Below are 23,803 nucleotides of genomic sequence, written 5' to 3'. Positions count from 1 at the left end.
CAAAGAGTGCTAGATATAAATTACAATAAACAAAAGATCGAAAAATGTCGCTACAATTAAGCAATAAGACATTTAGCCGTCATTTAGATAAACATACTGCTTTAGACGATCAATAGGCCTGAATATTGTAGCGCCCAAAAACCAAGCGCAAATAGAGGCGTTGCGGACAACAGCGAGTCGATACGGTCTAGTATCCCGCCATGACCTGGCAAAATAGTACCTGAATCTTTGACTTTCGCGCGGCGCTTGAGCATAGACTCAAACAAATCACCGAGTACAGAGATTAATATAGTGACCGCTGATAAGGCGACAAAGGCTACCAGAGCTAAACCCGTCAACTGCAATTTAAAGATGCTAATGGCTAGCACCACTAACAGTCCTGTGACCAGTCCACCTGCCAGCCCCTCCATGCTTTTATTAGGAGAGACGTTCGGCGCCATCTTACGCTTGCCAAGCTTACGCCCAACAAAATAAGCGCCGCTGTCTGCGCACCATACTAATAAGAAAACATAGAGTAGCCACCACGGCGATAGCTGCCACAAATAGAACATCGCAGTAATAGAGGAGGTTAAGATAACCACGCCCATCAATGCCAGCTGCTCACCATACCAATTGGTATGCGTGGGAAAGTGTCTCACCCATGATAGAGCCATGATCCATATGATTAATGAGGCAATCCACCAGCCTATCCAAGTGACTTTGAACAATAACGAAACTAGCGTCACCATCAACACCATGAATACAAAGACCGCAGGCTGACGCCACTTGGGCATCAATTTGGTCCATTCATGAGCAGAGATAGTCACACCAATAGCCAACAATGGAGCAATCAGATAAGGCTCTTGACTGGCAAACAGTGCAATACCAACGATAATAATAAGAACAATTGCCGTTTTAATCCGTTGCCACATGGTTATCGAACCTTATAAACGTTAAAAAATGTCCATAGTATAGCAGTAAAAACCGTCTCTAAAATACCAGAGCCCTCAAGATAGATCTTGCACTTGTACTTGCTCACTAGTCTTGCCAAAGCGGCGCTGACGCTGCGCGAAATCATTGATCATGGTTTCAAGCTCTTGTGAGGTAAAATCTGGCCACAAGGTTTGGGTAAAAAATAGCTCTGCATATGCTGACTGCCAGAGTAAAAAGTTGGATAGCCGATACTCGCCGCCCGTACGAATGAGCATATCCACCGCTGGTGCGTCAGCCAGTTGTACCTGCTCAGCTAGGCGCTCCTTATTGATATCTTCAATTTGTAACTGTCCTGCCAGCACCTGCTTAGCAAGCATTTTTGTGGCATGTGCTACGTCCCACTGTCCGCCATAGCTGATGGCAATAACCAAAGTCATCGCCTCAAAGTCAGCGGTTTTGGTTTCCGCGTCAGTCATCAAATTTTGTAACTCATCACTGAGCTGACTGCGATCACCAATAAAACGCAGACGAATACGATGCTTTTGCATTCTTGGCATCTGCTCGTTGATAGTCAGAGCCAGTAAGCGCATCAATAGCGCCACCTCATTGGGCGGTCTTTGCCAGTTTTCACTCGAAAAAGCAAAAACGGTCAATACTTCAATACCTGTGCTCACGCAGTATTCAACGATAGGATCTAGAGCATCTTTGCCTGCGATGTGCCCCTCGCCTTTAGCGAGCTTATGATGGTCGCCATAGCGGTTATTGCCATCCATTATGATCGCAATATGACGCGGCAAAAGAGCCTGATCGTGAGCTTGAGTGTTGTTCAATGTGGACATGAGGTCGTCTACTTGTTGTGATAGTCAGGTTATCATAGCGTGCTCTATATCGGAGCAAAAGCCTTGCGCTAGTATTTCACAAACTTATCATAAATGGGGTTACCCGTTAAAAAATCTTACTATGACGTTTAAAAGTACTTTTTTATACTCAATTTATATCGAGTATAAAAGGTATGGTCAGTCCTCGATATCAAGGAGTAGATACGGCTTGACGGTTATTGCTATATAACAAACAGCCTATAGCATCACACTATAGGCTGTTTGTTATCAAGGATAAAAATGCGGTTATACTTCCATCAAGTCGCTTTCTTTTTTACTTAAACGGCTATCAATAGTCTCGATATATTTATCAGTAATTTTTTGAATATCGTCATTAGCGCGGCGCTCATCGTCCTCTGAGATCTCTTTTTCTTTTGCTAATTCTTTGATGTCATTCATCATATCACGGCGAATATTACGGATAGAGACGCGGCTGTTCTCAGCCTCACCGCGTGCTAGCTTTTGCATATCGCGGCGCGTCTCTTCTGTGAGTGCTGGCATTGGTACGCGAATCACATCAGCGGTCATCGGGTTCAGACCCAAATCTGCTTCTCGAATAGCCTTGTCCACCGCTTGTACCATAGTGCGATCAAAGGGCTGCACAAGTAATGTACGCGAGTCCTCAACATTGACACTAGCGACTTGATTGAGTGGTGTTGGCGCACCGTAGTAGCTGACCATGATACCTGACAACATGCCAGCATGCGCGCGGCCAGTACGGACTTTACTAAAGGTGTTCTCAAGCGCCTCTAGTGTTTTTGCCATGCGTGCGTCACCGTCTTGCTTAATCTCTTTAATCATAATAGATCCTTTTTTATCTATAATATCTTGTAGTGAGTACTAACTGTTTTAGTGTATGGTATAAACACAAGGTATAAGCACTATGTATGAGCGCTTTGCACCAATTATGCATTAGTTTTATTGATTAGTGGTAGACGCGTGTGCCTTCGTTTTCACCCATAACGACATTGAGCAAGGCATTAGGCTTGGTCATATCGAATACTTGTAGAGGCACGTTGTGCTCACGACAGAGGGCAATCGCGGTTAAATCCATGACGCCAAGCTTTTGCTCTAGCACTTCATCAAAGGTCAGACCGTCGTATTTGACCGCATCATTATGTAAGCTTGGGTCTTTATCATAAACGCCGTCGACTTTGGTTGCCTTTAGGATAAGACCTGCTTCGATCTCAATTCCGCGCAAGCAAGCGGCAGTGTCAGTGGTAAAGAATGGATTGCCTGTACCTGCCACAAAGATACAAACTTCGCCGTTTTTGAGATAGCGGATCGCATTGCGGCTGCTATAGCTTTCGGTTACTTCACCAATAGGCAAGGCTGACATCAGGCGTGTTTTTATATTACGGCGCTCAAGCGCATCACGCATTGCAAGGCCATTCATGACCGTCGCAAGCATACCCATCTGATCACCGGTGACGCGACCAACCAAGCCCTCTTTTTGTAGTTGAGCGCCGCGATATAAGTTGCCACCACCAACAACGATACCGACTTGTACCCCAAGTCCACGCAAATGCGCGATGGACAAGCTCATCTTATCGAGCACTGCGGTATCAATACCCATGTCTTTGCCACCCGCCAAGGCCTCACCTGATAACTTTAGCAAAATACGAGAATAAAGAGGGTTTTTATCAGACATAGGAGCACCTTGTTATCGTTAAGTGGTTTAGTAAAATTATGTAGCATTTGCATATTCCACCGATTTTGAGATCGGCTATTATACTAACGCTAAATTGCGCTAATTGTAGCAAAAACTACCCGCATTTGGGCAATTTTCATCGGTGTTTGTCATCGTATATATCGATAGCCATCGCTTAGGCCAAGCCTATAGGTAATTGAGTATTCAAGCGCTGTCTATCTTGACACTCTAGATCTTATACCTTGTTAATTTAACCTTGATAACTGGCAAACAAATCATATTCACTAGCATCATCGATAGTGACCGTTAAGAACTGACCCACTTTGACAGTAGCATCAATATCATCAACATAGACATGACCGTCAATCTCAGGTGCGTCCGCATAACTGCGACAAATAGCGACACCTTCCTCAAAGTCTATTTCATCGACGAGTACCATTAAGGTTCTACCAATTTTTTCTTGTAATTTTTGCGCTGAGATATCTTGTTGTAGCGTCATCAGACGCTCGTAGCGAGATTGCTTGACATCTTCTGGTACGTGATTAGGCAAGTCGTTGGCAACAGCGCCTTCAACTTCTGAATACGTAAACGCGCCGACGCGATCAAGACGCGCCTCAGTGAGCCAATCAAGCAAGCATTGAAAGTCGTCTTCAGTCTCACCTGGGAAACCGACGACAAAGGTCGATCGAATGACAATCTCAGGGCAAATCTCACGCCATTTGTGAATACGTGCCAAAGTGTTTTCGCTATGGGCGGGGCGTTTCATGGCTTTTAATATACTATGACTGGCGTGTTGAAACGGAATATCGAGATAAGGCAAAAGCTTGCCCTCGCCCATCAGCTCAACGACTTTATCGACATGCGGATAAGGATAAACGTAATGCAATCGTACCCAAATGCCCAAATCGTTCAACGCTTGGCACAGGTCATAAAACTTGGACTTGAGCGGCATACCATTCCAAAAGCTAGTCTTGTATTTGAGATCAAGACCATAAGCTGAGGTGTCTTGTGAGATAATGAGCAGCTCTTTGACGCCAGCATTTTTAAGCGCCATCGCTTCATTCATGACGCTATCAATGGGGCGCGAAACCAGATCACCGCGCAAACTTGGAATAATGCAAAACGTGCAGCGATGATTACAGCCCTCTGATATCTTTAGATACGCATAGTGGCTTGGGGTTAATTTGATACCCGCCTCGTTGATTAGGTCTATCTTTGGATCGTAGTTCTCATCTGCTTCGCGCTTAGGTTTGGGCACATGCTGACCAACTGCGGTAATCACTTCATCATAGGCATGAGCACCTGTTACCGCTAGCACAGCGGGATGCATTTGACGGATTTTGTCCGCCTCCTTACCCAAGCATCCAGTGACGATAACTTTGCCGTTTTTGCTAATTGCCTCGCCAATCGCGTCCAGTGACTCTTGTACCGCTGACTCGATAAAGCCGCAAGTATTAACCACAACCAAGTCAGCACCCGCATAATCGCTTGCCACTTGATAGCCATCACGCGTGAGTTCTGTAATAATACGCTCGCTATCGACCAAGGCCTTTGGGCAGCCAAGCGATACGAAACCGATCTTTGGCGCAGCGTTCACAGGTGCACTAACTTTTGCCTCAGCACTTTGCTCGATACTACGATTTTGGTTGTGATTGGCTTTATGATGATAAGGCTGTTGCGGCGCTTGTACTTGAGCAGGATTGAAGATGGTGGCAGTGTCTTGTAACGCTGTCGGCAGTTTACTACTTGTCGTCATCGATTCGGTTGAGATTTTGGACATAGCTGACCTTGCTTGAGATAAAATAACTGTGCGCATTGTACGTTTTTTTTAGTCAAATCACCAGTTTAAAAGCCTGATATACCTCACAGTTTTGACATCAAGCTTTTGATTTGTGGTTAAATATTAGAATCTTTACGACTGAAAACTTATTTATTCACTTTACTGCTTAATGACATGCTGATTTTATGGACAACTCTATTGTAACAACTGATACACCAAGCCTTAATGAGTCACAAACGGCCTTTATCTCCCAACACTTATTTACCGCAGTGCTATGGGTCGATGAAGCGCTGGTGGTTCAATGGATCAATCCGCAAACCGAGCAATTACTGGCTATTAGCCGCGCACGGCTATTAAACCACTCCATTCTCACGCTGCTAGCGTCAAATGAGATACAAGATAGGTCAGACGATTTCGGTATAACGAACACAGCTACCAAAACGTGCTCTTTAAAAGAGCGGTTTGCGCAATCCCAGCACTACCAGCAGCCTTTTATCGATCATGACCATATCATTAGCTCGTCATTAAGCAATGGTGCGGTATTGTCTGTTGACTATAGTGTTACGCCTGTCATTTATGAGCAAAAACCATTTTTTATTGTAGAGATGTGGGGCAAGAATCGTCAGAGTCGTATCACAAAAGATCAGCGCAAGCAGCAGCAGTACGAAGTGGCGCGGCAAATGCTGCGCTCGGTCGCTCATGAGGTCAAAAACCCATTAGCTGGTATTCGTGGCGCCGCGCAATTGCTACAGCGGCAATTCAATAAATTATACGACGATAGTGCAAACGACAGCTCGTCACATAGACACTCTACGGCTAATGACCTTACTATTACTGAATCTGCTACTCGCACAGTAGCGCAAAAGCTGCGTAGTTATACTGATATTATCATCTCAGAGACCGATCGTTTGACTGCTCTTATCGGTCAATTGCTTGGATCCAATCAACTGCCAGATTGGCGAACTCTAAATATTCACGAATCGCTTGAGCATGTGCTAACACTTGTACTTAGTCAGTACCCCAAGATACACGTAGAACGTGATTATGACTTGTCATTGCCTGAACTCTGCGCTGACAAAGATCAGCTGATTCAAGTTTTTTTAAACCTTATTAATAATGCCTGCGAAGCCATGAGTGAAAAGCAGTATGATGTGCAGACTCAATCCGCTAGGCTACACCTTCAAACGCGGGTGGCCTTTCAGCACACTATCGGTCATCAGCAGCACAGACAAGTGCTACAAGTCGCTATCACAGACAATGGCTCAGGGATTGACCCTTCACTTATTGAACAGATATTTTTTCCGATGGTCACTAGCCGCGCAACGGGCACAGGGCTTGGATTATCCATTGTACAAGATATCGTGCATCGCCATCATGGTATGATTGAGGTTACATCAGACCAAAACTTAGCGCAGCACTCAGAACCCTATCTAAATCTCGGTCAAACGCGTTTTACGGTATATCTGCCCTTTGAACAACCAAGCGATATAGTAAATTCAATACAAAAATAATGATAAACCATCCGCTCTTTAGGCCTATAAAATGACTGAACCTAGCAAAAATACTCATAATTTGTCACCTATAGCAAAAACTATCGCAACTCTGTGGCTGATCGATGACGACGCCGCACTGCGCCTCATACTTGCCGATACCTTTACCGATGCCAACTTTAACGTCATTAGCTTTACCCAAGCGCAAGCGGCATGGACGCGCCTCAATGATATCTTAGAGCAGCGCGAATCGCGATCTTTACCTGATGTGATTTTGACCGATATTCGTATGCCGATGATGGACGGTTTATCTTTTAGCGACTGGGTGCACCAGCACTTCCCTGATATACCTATTGTCATTATGACCGCGCATTCAGACATTACCTCGGCAGTTAATAGCTATCAAGCAGGCGCGTTTGAGTATCTGCCCAAGCCTTTTGATTTGGACGATGCCGTCGCGACGATTCATAAAGCTATCGAGTATCAACCAACGAATAATACCAGCAATGACCCCCAGCCCACTGACGATGACAAAAAAACGGTGATGGAAGATGACACAAAAAAGACATTTGTAAAAAAAGATAAGCCAGCTCAAGCAAAACCTAAACATCAAGTAAAAAAACTGTCTCAAGTTGAAGCTACTAATGACACCAACACCAATCCCAGCGGTATTATTGGTCAGTCGCAAGCGATGCAAACAGTCTTTCGTGCTATCGGACGTCTGGCACATTCCCCGATTACCGTTCTCATTACAGGAGAATCAGGTACGGGCAAAGAGCTTGTTGCAGAGGCACTACATCAACATTCGCCGCGTGCGCAGCAGCCTTTTATCGCACTAAATATGGCGGCAATCCCGCATGATTTGATTGAGTCTGAGCTATTTGGACACGAAAAAGGCGCGTTCACAGGAGCGACTACGCGTAGGCAAGGACGCTTTGAACAAGCGAACGGTGGCACACTATTCCTTGATGAAATCGGTGATATGCCGTTTAGCACTCAAACTAGGCTGTTACGAGTGTTAGCAAATGGGGAGTTTTATCGAGTTGGTGGTCAGCAGCCCGTCAAGGTCGATGTGCGTATCATTGCCGCCACGCATCAAAACCTTGAGCACTTAGTTCAGCAAGGCAAGTTTCGTGAAGATCTATTCTATCGGCTCAATGTCATCCGTATGCCGCTACCACCACTGCGCGCGCGTACCGATGATATTCACGCCTTGGCGGACTACTTTATGCTGCGCGCAGCTGAGCAAATGAGTACAGAGCCAAAGCAGCTACACACGGACACCATGCGTATTATGCAAGGGTTTGAGTGGCGTGGTAATGTCCGTCAGTTGGAGAATGTCTGCCTATGGCTCACGGTTATGACAGTAGGCGATACCGTTATGAGTGAAGATTTGCCGCCTGAACTGCTCGCTCAAACGTCCATTAGCGACGATGCACAAAAAAGCAGTCAGCCTTCATCGATAGCGGCGGCGTCTGACTCTTATGACCCTGATAAATGGCAACTACTCTTATCTGATTGGGCGCAGCAAGCTTTGCAATCAGGCGCGACTGATATTTTGCAAACTGCAATGCCTGAGTTTGAGCGTGTCCTACTAACCGCAGCGCTTGAGCATACGGGCGGTAAAAAAATAGCGGCTGCCAACTTGCTCGGCTGGGGCCGCAATACTTTGACTCGCAAATTACGACAACTCGATATACCGTCCTAGCAGTATCGCTAACTAAAACGATCTAAAAGCAGCTAAATACTATTCATATAAAATGAAATACTACTAAAAAGTAAAAATAATCACCAAAAGGGGTTGCCAAACCAGTCAAACTCTATATAATAGCCAACCACTGAGACGCACTACCGGATCAGTTATTCGTCTTGATAGCGTTTGAATATAAACGCTTTTAATGATAGAGTGACCAAAATGGGGCTGTGGCGGAATTGGTAGACGCACCAGATTTAGGTTCTGGCGCCGCAAGGTGTGAGAGTTCGAGTCTCTCCAGCCCCACCATTATTCGATAGTACTTCTTAGACCAAATATCAAAGCCTGCTTATTAGCAGGTTTTTTTGTGTTTGAATGTTTATGGCTATTTTAAAGGTGTCTCTCTACTGATTACAGGCCTATCATCCTTGAGCTTGTTCCTTTCCTCTAAGTGAATAGCCAATGACATATACATAATCGAGTTACGAACAAGCTTCATCAAGGTTATGAGCTTTTCTTTGAAGTCACTTTCTGTAATAGTCAAAGAATGACTTGAAAGCTTATTCTTTTCATAAACTTTTGATTTCTTAACCAATAGATCATCTTTCAAGTTTAGCATTTTGCTCTGTAAAAGCTCCTTAAGTGCATTATTCTCTATTTTTCCTATCACAGTGATTTCAGCACTTAACACTTCAATATTATTTTCTAAATCTATTACTTCACTTCTTATATTTTCCAGCTCAGATACTTTGGACACCTTATCTAATTGGTTTAACTTGTCTCCAAAATCATCGACTATTTTTAAAGAACGATGTTCTATAGAGTTTCTAATCTCTGAAATTTTTTTCGTATTGGGATCAAGCCAATGACTTGTAGGGGTGACTCCCTTTACATCCTTAATGTCTTTAAGAATATAGAATAATGCATGAATGAAATAGTTATTACTTTCTCTGAGCTTGTCGTTCGGCTTCCACCCTTTATTATTGTTTAACTGTCTAAAAAGGCTATCAAAACTAATTCTATGATCTTTTGCAATATTGTTTAGATCAAAAAATCTATTAATAAAATATGCAATTTTATCAAAGAGTGAATATAGAGTTCTAAAAGCACTTTTATAGTGATTAGCTTTTATGTTTGTAATAGAGTGAGATATATCGTTAGCATGAGGATATGTCTTATTAAATATATGCTCTTCTTCATTCGACATATTTTGAGCAATAAATGTTAGATAACGTGCGTAGCAGTAATCATTCTTGATTTCGTCGAAATTGCCATGGTAAACAAGCTCTTCATCTAAAGTTAAAGATATGTTTATTTCAGCTGAAATTGAAGGTAATGTCATTATATCTTGATAAACAACTTCAGATGTACAAACATCGTTTAAGTCGTTAATAAAGAGCCTATTATTACCACACCATTCTAGATACTCTTCCTGTTTCTTAGTTTCAAAAACCTCCTCAAAATCATCGAAATATTTAAAGCTTTCTAATTCATAATTACTCTCAAACCATATTTTAAAATTTATGAAATTGCTTCCTTCTGCATAGGCGGCTTTTTGCTCGGGATATAGTTCCTCGATAGTGTCGATACCTAATAATACAAACTTATATGCAATGTATTGATGATATTCAGCATGTCCATGATCATATAAATTTCCAGCAATAAATAGCTCATTGTTCGCTTTAGAGATTAAAGATACCGGATTATTAGTACAACTATATGCACTATCCCAAAAAGGAATACAACAAAAAACACGTCCTTGAGAGCTAAGACTGTTACCTAAGTTAGTTTCAATACTACCCTTTATAACCAAATCAATATCAGTTAAATGTTTTATTCTCTGTAAGGCATACAAGGCTTTTCGGTAAAAAATTATGGATTGACTCAAGTTGTCAGAGAACCAATCCAACTCTCTATATTTATAAATTTCTTGTAAGCAGTTACCTACCGTAAAACAGAACTGCGCTTCATCAGATAGATTTTCAAAAATGTAATTAACAGACAAAATCTGCTCGATAAACTCTCTAAGCCCTCTATCATCGCTACTTAATAACAGGTTATCAGCTTTAATTGATAGCAAATGAACATCTTCAAAATTTAAAATTTTTTCTTCCATGCTTTTCATCCTTACGAAAGATACCTTTCAAATTAATATGTATATCTCAAATATGTTAAAGCTCACAGAACTCCCCCAACACCTCATCCATACTCAAATACCTCTTCTCTACCCGCTTTTCAATCGCCTTATCCACAATCAATTGATACTGGCTGTATTGACTAGGTAAAGTCGGAATAGGCTGCTGACAATGCTGAGTCGCCCAGTCTCTTAGCGGCTCATCACTTTGCGCATCAATGGCAAATGGTCGCCTACCTACTAATATCTCATACAGCATAATACCAAAAGCATAAATATCACTTTGCATGGTTATACCCTGTCCTTGCCAACACTCAGGCGCAAGGTATGCGGGCGTGCCTGCGCTATCTATTAGACTAGGTTTATATATACTTCGATTAAGATTAATCGGTTTTGCCAACGCAAAGTCGGTGAGTCGTAAAGTAAGGTTATTTGTATTGATAAGTTGGTCGTCGCTAAGTAAAAAATTACTCGGTTTAATATCGCCGTGTATCCAGCCAGCTTGATGCAAATGAGCAATAAGCTGAGCTACTTGTACTATAAGCTGATGCTTTTGTGCAACGGTTAAAGGCTGAGTAAGATACTTTGCCAAACTACCCTGCGCATAATAATGCATAACAAGCAGGGTTAATGAATGATGTTTCTCTAATACCGTTAGACGCAAAGTTTCAAAGGCTAATACTGACGGCGCGATAGCCGTAGGATTGTTTTGATGTTGCTGTAGAGTATGCAAGACTTGAGCCTCGTGATAGAGGTCAGAGGAATGATGATACATGCTCAAACTCAGTTGCCATTTAATCATGACTGATCCAAATTGCAAATGATGAGCCCGAGTTAGACCTTGGTAGATAACCGTATCATTAGTCTGCTGGCTGAGTCGTTGATGAGTGCTTTTTTGATAGTCGAGTTTGGATAACTCGCGCGTAACGATAGGTAGCAGCTGATCCGCTTGTACTTGTAAGGCCTGTTGTTCTAAAGACTTCACGGAACTATCTTTCATGATAAAATAAAGCCTTTATACTTAACTGATAAAAACCCCTATCGCCCATATTTTAACGACCCTTTATAAGAAAAACTATGTCTGAATCTACTGCTCAGTATGCCCTACCTAATCCCTTATTAGACTTGCTCACTCAGTACTTACAAGAGCAATTGCCGCCTGCTATTGAGCTCAATCCCGATCAGCTAGCCTATCGCTGGGTTGGCAGCGCGCGAGGTCATCTAGAGCCTTTGGCTGTCAATCTTTTTTTGAGCCTGAACGATTTGCAGGGTATTGATACCCAAAAAGCAAAATTGGTACAGAACACCCGTCAATTCCTAAAAGGCTATCCTGCTAATCATGTGTTAATGACAGGAACACGCGGCGCAGGTAAATCATCACTCATAAGAGCGCTGTTACAAGCCTACCATAACGAGGGTCTGCGTATCATAGAGATTGCTCGTGACGATCTAAAGGTACTAGATAAGATTCGTGCGGCGATCAATGCACTGCCAGTCGATTGCCCCTGCCGCTACGTGGTCTACTGCGATGACTTGGCATTCAATGGTCAAGATGAGAGCTATCGCACCCTCAAAAGCGTGCTCGACGGCGCACTAGACTCTGAGCAAGACAAGCTACTCGTCTATGCTACTAGTAATCGACGCCATCTACTGCCGCAGCTGATGAAAGATAATGTCAGCATTTATGATGGTCAGACCGATGAGGTCAACCCTTACGAGACTATAGATGAGACGGTATCGCTAGCGGATCGTTTTGGCTTGTGGTTGTCCTTTCATCCGATGGATCAACGCACCTATTTGCACATTGTTCAGCATTATCTAAACACTATGTCTGTTAGTACCGTATTTGATGAAAGCGAAAAAACTGTCAGTGATAACAGTAATCAAAACGAAAACTTGCCAGGCCCAATCAGAGCTGAAGCACTACGCTGGGCATCACAGCGCGGCGGACGTTCTGGACGAGTGGCGTATCAATTTAGTCGCTACTGGATAGGACAGGCGCAATTGGCAACAGATGATGAGTCTTAATATCAGAGTTTACGAACTCTCGTGGTCGAGAACAGAATCCAAAGCCGAACCCAAATAAGTCACTTGACTATCAGCGCCCTCAACCAAGTATTGAGCAAAGTCCGCTGCTAGCCATAGATTGCCTTGATAGACGCTTTGAGCATCTATGCGGATATGACCCATGTTTGGCGTATTGCTATCAGGGTTGTCAAAGCTCTGAAAACGGGCGCTAAAGTGCGTTAGGATAAGATTGGGCAACGCCATATCTTGTGCAAACTGTCCGATTTGCATCGCGCTACTATGCATGGGATCGAACTCAAGGTTTTTTGCCTGAATTTTGGCTAGTACTTCAGTAGTATAAGTGGCTTCATGCACAAGCAGGTCTGTATCCTGTAGAGCGGTTTGCAGGCAAGTAGGCGTATCGTTATCTCCTGCAACGACGATGCGAGTGCGCTTTTGCTCGGTGTTGACATAATGAGCTGAACATAGCCGCTTACCGTCTTCGGTATAGACGTCCTCGCCTCGTTGCAATTGACCCCACACTTTACCAGCGGGTATACCGTCATCGATTAACTTAACTGTATTGAGCGTACGCCGACTTATCCTCTGAGTGATATCAAACGCATGTGAGGGTACGCGGTGTGATAAAAGCGTGACATCGATATCGACACTGTGCTGATCGGTTAGATTCAGACAAACCTTATTCTTTTTGTCATCTTTAACTTGCGACAGCACCTCTTCGATCGCGATAAAATCGATCGCATAAGGCAAGTACAAGTCAGTCGTTGCCTTGACAGCGTCGAGTAGCTGAGCGATTGCTCGTGGCGCGATAATCGTTAGCGGCTCAGAGCGCCCAGACATCGCCACGCTAGCGAGCAAGCCTGGCAGTCCGTAACAGTGATCGCCATGGACATGAGTGATACCGATAGCGCTCAGTTGATTGAGCGGTAATGTGGTACGTAATAATTGCTGCTGAGTGCCCTCACCGCAGTCTATTAAAAGCCAAGGACGTGACTTCTTAGACTGTTGTGAATTTGAAGCAGACATCTTTAAGCCAGACACTTTTGAGCCAGACGCTTTTGAGTGAGATAAATAAGGATTGAGACATTCAACCGCAAGTGCTGTGACATTACGCTGTTTGGTAGGCACACCCGCTGAGGTACCCAAAAAGGTTAGTTTGAGCATAAATGATAACTCTCATTGGTCAGTAGCATAGAGACCGCTGATGACATCAAGGCAGCTGACATAATAGCGTTCTCTCGCCCTCACTGATTTGACCACCACTGCCATAACATTCATTAACCATATTGGACTCGTACGATTTCCAGCCCCCATAAAAGCTTGCTACACATAACAGCGCAACTATCAGCTTTTGTCCCCAAGCTTTCATCGATACTGGCTGCTGAACGATATCCTCTTCATTAAAGGGATTTTTTATATTTTTTGGGTCTGCCATCATATTACCTTTATAGTTGGGTCAAAAAAATAGGGTGCGTTATCAATATTTTAATCGATAACGCACCCTATATCTTACTTTAAGTCGTGTTAAAAACCACAAGTATTAGAAATCAAAACAGTCTAAAACTTCAAACGGCCGCCCTTTTTTTCAGCGCGTTTAAAGGCATCGCGCTCTTCGCAGCGGTTGAGCCAGTTGAGTAGATTGGCATATTTTCTTTTGTCCAGTCCCTTACCCGCATTGGCACCGAGCACCGCTAGATGCATCTGAATATCGGCGGCACTAAACTCGCTACCAGCGAAGTAATTGTTATCCTCTAGATGCTGCTCCATCATCTTTAGCATCTTATCCAAGCTGCTACTGATCATGCTCTTTTCAACTTGATCGCGAATTTTTTTGCTGACAGGCTTGATGAGCATAGGAGACTGCTCGACGACTTTGGTAAATACCAGACGCATGACCAATGGCGGCATGACTGATGCTTCAGCAAAATGCAACCAAAATGTATAGTCCTCCCATGCCGTCTCTTCATCGTCAGCAGGTTTAAACTTATGATCTGGGTCATAATACTTGAGCAAATACTCGATAATGAATCCTGATTCAATTAAGGGGCGTCCATCGACTTCTAGTATCGGCGCATGACCTATAGGATGTATCTGTTTGAGACTATCTGGCGCGCGGTAAGCTTTATTACGTACATAACAAGTGAGCTTATAGTCGGTCTTTAGCTCCTCAAGCAACCACAAGATGCGATGCGAACGTGAATTCTCTAAATGATGAAGGTGCAACATAAATCGTCCTAGTCATAAGTAAAGTATGAATAAATGAATATGATAAATTTGAGTTATTGTAAAGCTTCTACCTGCGCATCCTGTTATCTTTAATTATCAATAGCAGGATAATTGTAAAGTCGTTGACACCCTGCAAAGCAAAAATCAGTGGTTACTAATCATAGCGTATTTTTTGACGCTTAACACTTTGATTCTTAAAACTTTGGTTTTTTACATTAAAAGTTTATATTTTAGCAGTACGCTTACGACCTTAATTCATCCGCTCTGATATCTAGCTTAGGTTTTCTATTTTCTGTGATAACTCATCTATCTTTTACGGATACTTTTTAATTTTGCGAAATCAATGGACCGCTAGTGCGCCTTTGATACGTTGACTTTGTAAGCGGCGGCGCGGCGGGAAACTGTTAACTTTTGGCTCGTTGTACCTGTACAGACTATCATCCGTGCGACGCGTCATATAATCCTTGATATAGTCGATACTAAATAGTCTCTGTCAGTGCCACGGTCGAATATCAAACACACCCTAATGATAATCTGACAAAAACAGCTCATTCAAAAACTAAAAACCCCCGACGATAACGTCAGAGGCTTCTTACTAGAATTTTTTAGGACCAAAGTTAGTACGTATCGATGTATAAGATCACTAATCAAAGGTCGATAATATTGATATATCTTTAAGTGTAGCAGGTTAAAACAGCTGCAATAGCCAATCTAAATTATTTTTGTATGTTTGATTAGGCTTAGACTCTGTAGATAGAAGTCTAAAACTTAATACGTCCCCCTTTGGTTTCCGCTCGTTCAAAGGCATCACGCTCTTGACAACGTTTTAGCCAATCGATTACGTTCTTGTAATCACCGTTACCTAACTTGGTACGAGATTTGGCAGCAATGGCCACAAAATACATCTGTATATCAGCAGCGCTAAAGGTATCGCCTGCAAACCAGAGATTGTCCTTAAGTTGCTGCTCCATCATAGTCAAAACATTAGCGATACTATCTGCAATCATGCTACTTTCAACCTGCTTTTGAATACCTTTGACAACCGGTTTTATGAGCAAGGGCGATCTTTCTACGATCTTATTAAATACTAAGCGCATCACCAAAGGAGGCATCGCTGAAGCTTCAGAAAAATGCATCCAAAAAGTATAATCTTCCCAAGCTGATTCATTATCATCAGCAGGTTTAAAACGTTGCTCTTTATCATAATGTTTAAGCAAATACTCAATGATAAAGCCTGACTCAACTAAGGCTCGACCATCGACCTCCAAAATAGGTGCATGACCTAGCGGATGGATTTTTTTGAGACTTTTAGGTGCTAAATAAGCCTTGGTACGCTCATAGCAAGTCAGCTCGTAGTCAATATTCAGCTCTTCTAGTAGCCACACGATACGATACGAGCGCGAGTTTTCTAAATGATGCAAATGTAGCATAAGTATCCCAGAGATAAAGAATTGTTAATGAAGTATAGACTATTACGCTGCAGTAGTCATAGCGTGAATATGCTGCTACTTGTCAAAAAACTAAAAAACCCTGACGATAGCGCCAGAGGTTTTTGGAAAGTTAAAAATAAAAATGTGTTATCAACTCAGAGTGTTACTACAAAGGATTAATCCTCGTCGTTAATCTCATTGTCGTTGACCTCATCGTTGTCCAAGGTATAGTCGTTTGCGATATCAATAGACTCATTGACGTCAGTATGAGCACTGCTGTCTGTCTGAGCATCTATATCGATCTGCTCTTGAGCGTCAACATCAAACGTGCCATCTTCACGCATGGCATCAACGAGCGCATTCTCACTCTCATCATGCTCAACACGTGCCATAGCGACGAGTTTCTCATCTTTTGATAGACGAATCAAAGTGACGCCTTGTGTATTACGACCTGAGCTTGCAATGTGACGGGCGGGCGTACGAACTAGCGTACCTTTGTCTGATATTAAGATAATATCGTCTTCTGGTTCAACCTTAGTCGCACGAACTAGAGCACCATTACGCGCACTGGTTTTGATAGCGATAACGCCGCCACCGCCGCGATTTTGCGTATTGAACTCATCAATAAAGGTACGCTTACCAAAGCCGTTTTCACAAGCGATGAGAATCTCGCGCACATCATCTTCGATAACGACTAATGATTTGATAAACTCACTATCACTCAGACGCATACCGCGGACGCCTTTTGCGGTACGACCCATAGCGCGAGCATCATTTTCATCAAAACGAATAGCCTTACCACTTGAGGCAAACAACATAACCTCTTGGCTACCGCTTGTGATACGAGCACTGACTAACTTGTCGCCCTCTTCTAATCCAACAGCGATGAGGCCATTAGAGCGAATGTTAGCAAACTGTTTAAGCTCAACCCGCTTTACCGTACCGTTAGCGGTGGCAAAGAAGACAAAAGGCGGTACAGCTTGAGCGCTACTTTCTGAACTGCCATCTTCCGATGAATCATCAACTAATAAGGTCTTATCTGTTTTGGATAATTCTTCGACTATTTTCGGAATAGGCAATATCGTTGTAACCGTCTCATCACCTGTCAGACCGATGAGATTAACCAGTGGACGACCGCGAGCGCCGCGACTAGCGATAGGTACTTCAAAGCCACGCAAACTAAAGACGCGTCCCGTATCGGTGAAGCACAAGACAGTCGCATGCGTTGACGTCACCACTAAATGATCAATGACGTCGTCTTCTTTCATCGCCGTTGCAGACTTGCCCTTACCGCCGCGTTTTTGTGCGACATAATCATCAATCGGCTGAGTTTTGGCATAGCCTGTACGCGATACCGTCATAACTACTGTTTGCTCAGGGATTAGATCTTCGCGGTTAAAGTCAGTACGCGAGTCAATAATATCGGTACGGCGCTCATCTCCAAAGTTTTCACGAATCTCAATCATCTCATTAGAGATAATGGTCATGAGCTTATCGAAATCACCAAGGATAGATTCTAAATTGGCGATTTCACGCAGTAGATCTTGATACTCTTCGGTTAATTTATCCTGCTCAAGACCCGTCAAACGATGCAACTGCATATCCAAAATTGCATTGACCTGCTCAAGCGATAAGCGGTAACTTTGTTCGCCTTGTACCGAGCCATCGATCAATCCAAACGGCGCTTTTGGATCTTCGCCTTCGATATATTCAGGACGTACTGACTGGCTACCTGCGGCGGCAAGCATCGCAACGACGCTACCTGAGCCCCAAGTATTATCCAATAAGCTCTCGCGAGCTTCCCCGCGGTTGGCAGAAGCTTTAATCGTGGCGATAATTTCGTCGATATTGGCAAGTGCTACCGTTAAACCCTCAAGCAGGTGACCACGGACGCGTGCTTTGTTCAGCTCATAAATAGTACGGCGTGTCACCACTTCTTGACGATGACGGACAAAGGCGGCAATCAGCTGACGCAAGGTCAACAGTTTAGGTTGACCATTGTCGAGCGCCACCATATTGATACTGAAACTTGATTCAAGCGGCGTTTGAAGAAACAAATTATTAACGATGACTTCAGCCGTCTCACCGCGGCGCAAATCGATAGCGATGCGCATACCGTCTTTGTCCGACTCATCACGAATCTCTGTGATGCCTTCGATCTTTTTGTCACGGACGAGCTCTGCGATACGCTCAATCAGCTTGGCTTTATTGGTCTGATAAGGCACTTCGGTAAATACAATACGCTCACGATCACGGTTGACGCCCGTATCACTCATCGGCTCGATGATATAACGACCACGCACATGCAAGCGGCCTTTGCCCGTGCGATATGCATCCAAGATACCACCGCGGCCATAAATGATACCACCAGTCGGAAAGTCAGGACCTGAGATATGCGTCATCAGCTCTTCCGCTGATATTTGCGGATTATCGGCATAAGCGAGGCAGGCATTGATGACTTCGGTCAAATTATGCGGTGCCATATTGGTCGCCATACCGACCGCAATACCAGTTGCACCGTTAACGAGCAAGTTTGGAATACGCGCTGGCAACACGCTTGGCATACGCTCAGAGCCGTCATAGTTATCTTCCCAATCGACAGTATCTTTGTCCAAGTCAGCAAGCATCTGATGGGTCAGTTTGGTCATGCGTACTTCGGTATAACGCATGGCCGCAGGTGGATCATCATCGATTGAGCCAAAGTTACCTTGACCATCCACCATCGGATAACGCAAGCTAAAGTCCTGTGCCATACGCACAATAGCGTCATAGACGGCGCTATCGCCATGCGGGTGATATTTACCAATGACATCACCGACCACACGTGCAGACTTCTTGTAAGCCTTGTTATAGTCGTTTGATAGCACATGCATCGCATACATTACGCGGCGATGCACAGGCTTGAATCCATCACGCACATCAGGTAGCGCGCGCGAGACGATCACGCTCATCGCATAATCCAAATAGGATTGCTTTAACTCGTCTACGATGGCAATAGGACTGATCGAGTCGCTCATATACACTCCTTCACTCGCATTCTCTACTACCGTTTGTGCTTTTGTCCAAACAGCCACTCGTTATACACAAGTAAGACGCCCAAAAGCGTCATTACTCATAAAAACTGGCTATAAAAAAGCACTTTGAATGGTACAAAACAGTAGGAAAATGACGATAGTTTTAAGGTTTAAATAAAGAAGCTATTTTAGCATAAATTTAGGGCGTTAGGGGTATCTGAGTGTCATTAAAATCAAGCAAAAGCGCTAAATTTTGGCTAATATTTTCAGTCATTTTGAGCGGTAGAATTTAGAGGAATATTTTTGACTTTTTCTGACTTGACCATTGATACTTTAGGACAGTTTTTGACGTAGTAATTTAGCTTATAAAGTAAAAAACTGCATCCGATTGGATACAGTTTTTTTGAGCTCGCCAAATTTCAAGAATAGGAACTATTTTAAGATTGATTAAAGTTTTGCTCGAAGAATTCACGCGTTGCTTGAGTGCAAGCGGTACTCGCAAGAGCACCGTGATAGTTTTCTAATACCGCAGCGCCTGCAGCTTGCGCTAATAGTACAGAATCAGTCACCCCTGCTGCTGTCGCATTTGATATAGCTCGATTCTGCACAGCGGTTAAACTTGCGGCAAATCTATTTTGAATATTATCAATAGTATCGGTACTCATCCAAGCATTACTCATAGCACTACCGATTGAAGTGACTGTATTTTGATCACGGTCATCATCATTGGTCGCATCTACATCCAGAACTGTAATGTTTAAATTAACAGATGGCGCAGCGCTTGCTTGTTGCAATATAGCAGACATAGACCCTGTATTTAAATCATAAAACACGGTTGGATCATTATTACCACCACAAAGAAGTGTTGGCATTTTTGGTATGTAACCGCGTAAGTCGTTATCCTTTAACGCTTTACGAAGGTTGTTTTGTGGGTTCGCTGCTGGTAGAGCATTGATAACCGTTGGAACTAAACCGTCAGGATTCTGAATCGCATCTGCGACAAAATTTGCTCTAAAATCAGTCTTTATAAGATAGCTAGTATTATCAAACCCCAATGGTGCAAAAGGTAACTCAGATGGTGGTAGAGCGATTAAAAGTGGGTTGCTAGGACTTCTTTCAAACAAGGCAAACTCAGGAAGTTTTTTCGCGTTTACTAACTGATCAAAGCTCAATACATTCGGTAATTTAGTATTAGCATATTGATCTTTAAATATCTCAGAAGTATTATTATATATATTTGGATACTTTTTTTGTAAACCAATAGCTAGCAATGGTGCAAAGCGAGTGGCACCAAGGTTAACATTACCAGCAAAAATAGCATCACCAAATGCAGCTAATGCGTAGGGTCCAGATAATGGCGCTATAGCAGTCACTGTTTCGCCATCTTGCTCCAACGCTCGTGCGGTTGCCATAGCGACGTGTCCACCCTGCGAGTAGCCGCTAACGAACAGCTTACCTGAGTCCTCAATGCTTGTATAATTGGTATTGTTGTTATCTTGCTCATCGTCTATGATATCGCGTGCACTCTCGAGCGCATCGATCATATCAGTGGATTGCTGCTCGGCTACCAAGTACGGGTGGTAATCTAGGTCTGACTCATCATAACCTGCATAGTTAGGAGCAACGACGATATACCCTTGAGCAGCAAAGTTTGCTGCAATAAGAGTAGCCTCACCAACGGCTGAGTTTTGTGGGTTGCCTACTTGAGCAAAATCATAGGCTTTATCGGTTGTGGTACCATGCGCATAGAGCAAGATAGGACGGTCGCCCTGACAGTCAGCGCTATCACCACTAGGTAACATCAATGCCGCTGTGGCAGTAGCGTCTTCACCCGCAGCGCCTTTGGTTTTGTAGCTGACTTTTTCTATTTTGATATCACATTTAGCGTCGGGTGTCGAAGAATCACCTGTGCTAAAAGCAGCATTTATCGTCGCTTTATTAAACTGACTGATAGACTTCACGCTAATGTCTGAGTTGTCTGTTACTTTTTCATCGAAGTCATTATCATCGCCGCAACCCACTAGCAGCAAGCTGCTAGCAATAGCGACTGATAAAATACAACGAGTCGTAATAGGTTTATTGTTAGAGGTCGATTTGGTTATAATCATGTGTGCTGTCCTTAGCATAGTTAAAGCAAAATATTGCCTGAAATCCTTGGCAGTCAAGTGGTAAGGGCTAAATGTTTGAGCCTAACTATTTATACCGTAAAACACTGTTAAAAGCTACTGGTATAATATCCTCGCCGTTCACTTTAATAATATTAGATTCAATACTAGGGTAAATAGTAGCTACTCTAGTAGCTACCTGTCTTTATAATATTTTAAATTATCAATAAGACAATAAAAACTAATTAACTCAAGACCATACCCTTATGCAGATTGAAGATCAGACTTATCAAAATAACACCCACCAAACGACAAGTTCAGTAGAGCAAGAGTCAGAAGATAAGCGATCTGATCGTAGCTTTGATGATATCGCTGATCATTTTGCCAAAAAGGTCTATGGCGGTCTAAAAGGGGATATTAGACTGGCCGTGTTGCGGCGTGATATCTTTGAATATGCAGAAGATATGAGTAAAACGCTTGAGCGACCCTTACGCATTTTGGATGTAGGTGCAGGACTTGCGCAAATAGCGATTGAGCTGGCAGCGTTAGGTCATACTGTCGCGATTAACGATATCTCCGCAAATATGCTAGATAAAGCTAAAGCCAGTATAGCCTGTCAGGACACTTTAGATAATACAACGTGGCACGCCTGCGCCTATCAGAAGTTAGAAGATAAACTTGCTATTAATAAGATGGATAAGTTTGATTTAATTTTATGTCATGCTTTGCTTGAATGGCTAGCAGAACCTAGCGATATTATGCGTTTCTTCGATCGTCATTTAACGGATTGCGGGGCACTGTCTTTGTGCTTTTATAATCCAGCGAGCTTCGTATATCGCAATCTGATTATGGGTAATTTTAATTTATTAGAAAACCCTGATTACAAGGCAGATAATAAAAAAAGCCTGACGCCCAACTACCCTGTTGCCAAGGTCGAGGTAGAGTCGTGGCTACAGCAGCATGAGTATCAAACAGTGTTAGAGAGTGGTTTGCGAGTGTTTCACGATTATGCACCGCTCAAACGCGGCGGCCATAACAATCCTGAAGATGTGATACGAATGGAGCTACGCTATTCTAATCAAGAACCCTTTAAGCATATGGGGCGTTACTTACATATCTTAGCGCGTCGTCTTTAACGATTTATTATTATAAATTAAAGCACTCAATTAACTATTTACTCGGTCATATTCTGACCACGTCGTAGCATTGATCTCTTTTTCATCGAATACTACCACATGCTCAAGTATAGGCAGAATACCGATATGTGAGCCAATTTCGTGATTATGATGGCTTGGGACTAAAGACAAAATAGTCTGACCGTCATCGAGTTGCAAGCGATATAGGTAGTTGGCACCACGAAACACCCGTCCTACGACGAGCGCCGTCTGTGTGCTTTCATCATCATGGATGATATCGTCAGGTCGCACCAGTACCTTGATAGGCGTGCCATTAGGATAGTCATACTCACAATATGTCGATTGTCCCATCTCATCATAGACCTCCATGCGCCGATAAATATCACCGAGCGCCGTTTCAACGTGACCTTCCTTTATAATGCCATCTATCATCGCCCCTTCGCCCACGAATTCGGCGACAAAGGGACTGATTGGCTCATGATACAACTCACTTGGCGTTGCCCACTGGACGAGCTTGCCGCGATGCATAACACCAACTTTATCCGCGATGGCAAATGCCTCGTTTTGATCGTGCGTCACTAATATCGCAGTAGTATTGGTACGTTTTAAAATATCGCGCACACTCATAGCCAACGACTCACGCAACATAACATCTAGGTTTGAAAACGGCTCATCGAGTAATAGTAGTTTGGGCTTGGGCGCTAAAGCTCGTGCTAGCGCCACGCGTTGCTGTTGACCACCAGAGAGCTCGTTGGGACGCTTGTCAGCATGCTCAGTTAATTCAACAAGGGTGAGCATCTCGTTTACTCGCGCGCGTCTGTCTGCCGCTGACCATTTATTGAGACCAAAAGCGATATTTTTGGCGACGCTTAGATGCCCAAATAACGCATAGTCCTGAAATACCATACCCATGCCGCGTTTGGCTGGCGCGATTGCAAAAGAGGTACGCGCGGTTTGCTTAGTCAGACGCTTACCATTTAAGCTAATGATACCCTCGCGAGTCGGCTCTAAACCGGCAATCGCCCGTAATGCGGTGGTCTTGCCGCAGCCACTATAACCCAAAAAGCAGCCAATCTCACCTTGTTGCAGCTCAAGCGATAGGTCTTTTACGACAACAAAATCGTCGTAGCCAACGACCAAGTCCTGCACTTGCAGATAAGGGTCGCCATTAGTCGCGCTATTGGCATGTGGTTGATCGTAAGTTGGGTCAGTAGGCATAGACGGCACCAGTAGCTATTGATAGATAATTGAGAGCAACAGCGGTTAGAGATGGGTTTTTGTATTGTTTTATACTGTGCAAAATTAGGGTCTGCTTAGTGATTTAAA

At 43.4% G+C, this 23,803-nt stretch carries 18 protein-coding genes and 1 tRNA gene; 5 read left to right on the top strand and 14 right to left on the bottom strand.

Annotated features, from left to right (window positions below; all coding sequences use genetic code 11):
• Positions 1 to 101 precede the first annotated feature (101 nt).
• The 5 genes from ACR64G_RS04325 to rimO all read right to left on the bottom strand — a co-directional run bounded on the left by ACR64G_RS04325 (position 102) and on the right by rimO (position 5,221).
• A complete protein-coding gene (locus tag ACR64G_RS04325) occupies positions 102 to 911 on the bottom strand; it encodes a phosphatidate cytidylyltransferase (protein WP_435980294.1) in 810 nt (269 codons plus the stop codon).
• A gap of 75 nt (positions 912 to 986) precedes the next feature.
• Positions 987 to 1,751 carry a polyprenyl diphosphate synthase gene (uppS, locus tag ACR64G_RS04320; RefSeq protein WP_435980293.1) on the bottom strand — a complete coding sequence of 255 codons (765 nt, stop codon included), beginning with the start codon at positions 1,749 to 1,751 and terminating at the stop codon, positions 987 to 989.
• Positions 1,752 to 2,036: 285 nt separating this feature from the next.
• Positions 2,037 to 2,591, bottom strand: a complete 555-nt coding sequence (gene frr, locus ACR64G_RS04315) for a ribosome recycling factor (RefSeq protein WP_435980292.1) — start codon at positions 2,589 to 2,591, stop codon at positions 2,037 to 2,039.
• Between the two features lie 124 nt (positions 2,592 to 2,715).
• Positions 2,716 to 3,441: a UMP kinase gene (gene pyrH / locus ACR64G_RS04310; RefSeq protein ID WP_435980291.1), complete on the bottom strand. Its 726-nt coding sequence runs from the start codon at positions 3,439 to 3,441 to the stop codon at positions 2,716 to 2,718.
• A gap of 250 nt (positions 3,442 to 3,691) precedes the next feature.
• A complete protein-coding gene (gene rimO, locus ACR64G_RS04305; RefSeq protein WP_435980290.1) occupies positions 3,692 to 5,221 on the bottom strand; it encodes a 30S ribosomal protein S12 methylthiotransferase RimO in 1,530 nt (509 codons plus the stop codon).
• Between the two features lie 185 nt (positions 5,222 to 5,406).
• On the opposite strand from rimO, the gene ACR64G_RS04300 reads away from it, so the two are divergent.
• The 3 genes from ACR64G_RS04300 (at position 5,407) to ACR64G_RS04290 (ending at position 8,713) form a co-directional block, all read left to right on the top strand.
• Entirely contained in the window at positions 5,407 to 6,732 is a 1,326-nt protein-coding gene (locus ACR64G_RS04300; protein WP_435980289.1) for a two-component system sensor histidine kinase NtrB, read from the top strand.
• Between the two features lie 31 nt (positions 6,733 to 6,763).
• Complete coding sequence (locus ACR64G_RS04295) at positions 6,764 to 8,419, top strand: sigma 54-interacting transcriptional regulator (RefSeq protein ID WP_435980288.1); 1,656 nt, start codon at positions 6,764 to 6,766, stop codon at positions 8,417 to 8,419.
• A 209-nt stretch (positions 8,420 to 8,628) separates the two neighbouring features.
• A tRNA-Leu gene (locus ACR64G_RS04290) sits at positions 8,629 to 8,713 on the top strand.
• A 76-nt stretch (positions 8,714 to 8,789) separates the two neighbouring features.
• Here ACR64G_RS04290 and ACR64G_RS04285 read toward each other — a convergent pair.
• Both ACR64G_RS04285 and ACR64G_RS04280 read right to left on the bottom strand, forming a co-directional pair.
• Positions 8,790 to 10,520 carry an LA2681 family HEPN domain-containing protein gene (locus tag ACR64G_RS04285; RefSeq protein ID WP_435980287.1) on the bottom strand — a complete coding sequence of 577 codons (1,731 nt, stop codon included), beginning with the start codon at positions 10,518 to 10,520 and terminating at the stop codon, positions 8,790 to 8,792.
• A 55-nt stretch (positions 10,521 to 10,575) separates the two neighbouring features.
• Entirely contained in the window at positions 10,576 to 11,538 is a 963-nt protein-coding gene (locus ACR64G_RS04280) for a serine/threonine protein kinase (protein WP_435980286.1), read from the bottom strand.
• Positions 11,539 to 11,615: 77 nt separating this feature from the next.
• Between ACR64G_RS04280 and ACR64G_RS04275 the strand changes: the two genes are divergently transcribed.
• Complete coding sequence (locus ACR64G_RS04275) at positions 11,616 to 12,566, top strand: ATP-binding protein (RefSeq protein WP_435980285.1); 951 nt, start codon at positions 11,616 to 11,618, stop codon at positions 12,564 to 12,566.
• A gap of 9 nt (positions 12,567 to 12,575) precedes the next feature.
• Here ACR64G_RS04275 and ACR64G_RS04270 read toward each other — a convergent pair whose 3' ends face one another.
• From ACR64G_RS04270 to ACR64G_RS04245, 6 genes are all read right to left on the bottom strand, one after another.
• On the bottom strand, positions 12,576 to 13,730 hold the full coding sequence (locus ACR64G_RS04270; RefSeq protein WP_435980284.1) for an MBL fold metallo-hydrolase: 1,155 nt from the start codon (positions 13,728 to 13,730) through the stop codon (positions 12,576 to 12,578).
• A 46-nt stretch (positions 13,731 to 13,776) separates the two neighbouring features.
• Positions 13,777 to 14,001, bottom strand: a complete 225-nt coding sequence (locus ACR64G_RS04265) for a hypothetical protein (RefSeq protein ID WP_435980283.1) — start codon at positions 13,999 to 14,001, stop codon at positions 13,777 to 13,779.
• A gap of 122 nt (positions 14,002 to 14,123) precedes the next feature.
• On the bottom strand, positions 14,124 to 14,792 hold the full coding sequence (locus ACR64G_RS04260; protein ID WP_435980282.1) for a glutathione S-transferase: 669 nt from the start codon (positions 14,790 to 14,792) through the stop codon (positions 14,124 to 14,126).
• Positions 14,793 to 15,553: 761 nt separating this feature from the next.
• Positions 15,554 to 16,222: a glutathione S-transferase gene (locus tag ACR64G_RS04255; protein ID WP_435980281.1), complete on the bottom strand. Its 669-nt coding sequence runs from the start codon at positions 16,220 to 16,222 to the stop codon at positions 15,554 to 15,556.
• A gap of 176 nt (positions 16,223 to 16,398) precedes the next feature.
• Positions 16,399 to 19,239: a DNA gyrase subunit A gene (gene gyrA / locus ACR64G_RS04250; protein WP_435980280.1), complete on the bottom strand. Its 2,841-nt coding sequence runs from the start codon at positions 19,237 to 19,239 to the stop codon at positions 16,399 to 16,401.
• A gap of 434 nt (positions 19,240 to 19,673) precedes the next feature.
• Positions 19,674 to 21,344 (bottom strand): alpha/beta hydrolase family protein, encoded by a 1,671-nt coding sequence (locus ACR64G_RS04245; protein WP_435980279.1) that lies wholly within the window; start codon positions 21,342 to 21,344, stop codon positions 19,674 to 19,676.
• 263 nt (positions 21,345 to 21,607) lie between these two features.
• On the opposite strand from ACR64G_RS04245, the gene ACR64G_RS04240 reads away from it, so the two are divergent.
• Entirely contained in the window at positions 21,608 to 22,477 is an 870-nt protein-coding gene (locus ACR64G_RS04240) for a methyltransferase (RefSeq protein WP_435980278.1), read from the top strand.
• 30 nt (positions 22,478 to 22,507) lie between these two features.
• Here ACR64G_RS04240 and ACR64G_RS04235 read toward each other — a convergent pair whose 3' ends face one another.
• The gene (locus tag ACR64G_RS04235; protein ID WP_435980277.1) at positions 22,508 to 23,695 is read right to left on the bottom strand and encodes an ABC transporter ATP-binding protein; all 1,188 of its coding nucleotides are present in this window, start codon (positions 23,693 to 23,695) and stop codon (positions 22,508 to 22,510) included.
• Positions 23,696 to 23,803 lie beyond the last annotated feature (108 nt).

The organism is Psychrobacter sp. DM4 (assembly GCF_051307035.1).
Taxonomy (GTDB): domain Bacteria; phylum Pseudomonadota; class Gammaproteobacteria; order Pseudomonadales; family Moraxellaceae; genus Psychrobacter.
The sequence above is the reverse complement of the archived record's forward strand: the minus strand, read 5'-3'. Positions and strand labels throughout refer to the sequence as shown.

What these genes read in the sequence shown, in the direction of transcription:
- ACR64G_RS04325 (WP_435980294.1), bottom strand. Translation starts at nt 911, where the DNA reads ATGTGGCAACGGATTAAAACGGCAATTGTTCTTATTATTATCGTTGGT.
- uppS (WP_435980293.1), bottom strand. Translation starts at nt 1,751, where the DNA reads ATGTCCACATTGAACAACACTCAAGCTCACGATCAGGCTCTTTTGCCG.
- frr (WP_435980292.1), bottom strand. Translation starts at nt 2,591, where the DNA reads ATGATTAAAGAGATTAAGCAAGACGGTGACGCACGCATGGCAAAAACA.
- pyrH (WP_435980291.1), bottom strand. Translation starts at nt 3,441, where the DNA reads ATGTCTGATAAAAACCCTCTTTATTCTCGTATTTTGCTAAAGTTATCA.
- rimO (WP_435980290.1), bottom strand. Translation starts at nt 5,221, where the DNA reads ATGTCCAAAATCTCAACCGAATCGATGACGACAAGTAGTAAACTGCCG.
- ACR64G_RS04300 (WP_435980289.1), top strand. Translation starts at nt 5,407, where the DNA reads ATGGACAACTCTATTGTAACAACTGATACACCAAGCCTTAATGAGTCA.
- ACR64G_RS04295 (WP_435980288.1), top strand. Translation starts at nt 6,764, where the DNA reads ATGACTGAACCTAGCAAAAATACTCATAATTTGTCACCTATAGCAAAA.
- ACR64G_RS04285 (WP_435980287.1), bottom strand. Translation starts at nt 10,520, where the DNA reads ATGGAAGAAAAAATTTTAAATTTTGAAGATGTTCATTTGCTATCAATT.
- ACR64G_RS04280 (WP_435980286.1), bottom strand. Translation starts at nt 11,538, where the DNA reads ATGAAAGATAGTTCCGTGAAGTCTTTAGAACAACAGGCCTTACAAGTA.
- ACR64G_RS04275 (WP_435980285.1), top strand. Translation starts at nt 11,616, where the DNA reads ATGTCTGAATCTACTGCTCAGTATGCCCTACCTAATCCCTTATTAGAC.
- ACR64G_RS04270 (WP_435980284.1), bottom strand. Translation starts at nt 13,730, where the DNA reads ATGCTCAAACTAACCTTTTTGGGTACCTCAGCGGGTGTGCCTACCAAA.
- ACR64G_RS04265 (WP_435980283.1), bottom strand. Translation starts at nt 14,001, where the DNA reads ATGGCAGACCCAAAAAATATAAAAAATCCCTTTAATGAAGAGGATATC.
- ACR64G_RS04260 (WP_435980282.1), bottom strand. Translation starts at nt 14,792, where the DNA reads ATGTTGCACCTTCATCATTTAGAGAATTCACGTTCGCATCGCATCTTG.
- ACR64G_RS04255 (WP_435980281.1), bottom strand. Translation starts at nt 16,222, where the DNA reads ATGCTACATTTGCATCATTTAGAAAACTCGCGCTCGTATCGTATCGTG.
- gyrA (WP_435980280.1), bottom strand. Translation starts at nt 19,239, where the DNA reads ATGAGCGACTCGATCAGTCCTATTGCCATCGTAGACGAGTTAAAGCAA.
- ACR64G_RS04245 (WP_435980279.1), bottom strand. Translation starts at nt 21,344, where the DNA reads ATGATTATAACCAAATCGACCTCTAACAATAAACCTATTACGACTCGT.
- ACR64G_RS04240 (WP_435980278.1), top strand. Translation starts at nt 21,608, where the DNA reads ATGCAGATTGAAGATCAGACTTATCAAAATAACACCCACCAAACGACA.
- ACR64G_RS04235 (WP_435980277.1), bottom strand. Translation starts at nt 23,695, where the DNA reads ATGCCTACTGACCCAACTTACGATCAACCACATGCCAATAGCGCGACT.